This window comes from Pseudomonas plecoglossicida NBRC 103162 = DSM 15088 (genome assembly GCF_000730665.1).
Taxonomy (GTDB): Bacteria; Pseudomonadota; Gammaproteobacteria; order Pseudomonadales; family Pseudomonadaceae; genus Aquipseudomonas; species Aquipseudomonas plecoglossicida.
The window spans coordinates 1-663 of the sequence record NZ_BBIV01000095.1 but is presented as its reverse complement, the minus strand read 5'-3'; the positions used below and the strand labels follow the sequence as shown (position 1 = coordinate 663).

The 663-nt window shown below is 70.0% G+C and carries 1 protein-coding gene; it reads right to left on the bottom strand.

Annotation, left to right across the window (positions count from 1 at the left end):
* On the bottom strand, positions 1-663 hold a 663-nt coding region (locus PPL01S_RS24230), incomplete at both ends, for an AMP-binding protein (RefSeq protein ID WP_042156931.1).

Here is a 663-nt window from a genome sequence, read left to right as displayed (position 1 = left end):
AGCTCCAGCACGGCAATGTCGAACGACAGCGACGTCAGCGCCAGCATGCGCCCATCGGCGGCCAGGCCCGGGGCCTGCGCCATGCTGGCCAGGAAGTTGCCCACGCCTGCGCGGCGCACGGCCACGCCCTTGGGCTTGCCGGTGGAACCGGAGGTGTAGATCACGTAGGCCAGGTGGTCGCCCTGGGCCTGCAGCGGCGGGTTGCTGTCACGACCTTCTTCGGCCAGTTGATCCAACCACCAGCACTCGGCTGCGGCGCCCAGCGCCTGCAGCGCCGGTTGCAGCGAGCGTTGGCTCAGCAGCAGTGGCGCGCGGCTGTCGTCGAGCATGTGGCGCAGACGTTCGGCCGGGAACTCGGGGTCCAGCGGCACATAGGCGCCACCGGCCTTGAGCACCGCCAGCAACGCCACCAGCAGTTGCGGGGTACGTTCCAGGCAAACACCCACGCGCACGTCCGGACCCACGCCGGCAGCCTGCAGGCGGTGGGCCAGTTGGTTGGCGCGGCGGTTCAGCTCGGCGTAACTCAACGCCATTTCGCCCTGACGCACGGCGATGGCTTCAGGCACACGGGCAGCCTGCTGCTCGAACCGCTCGACCAGGTCGAAGGCGCCAATGCCGTGGCTGCTGGCAGCACCCGCCGCCAATAGCGCCTGGCGCTCGGCA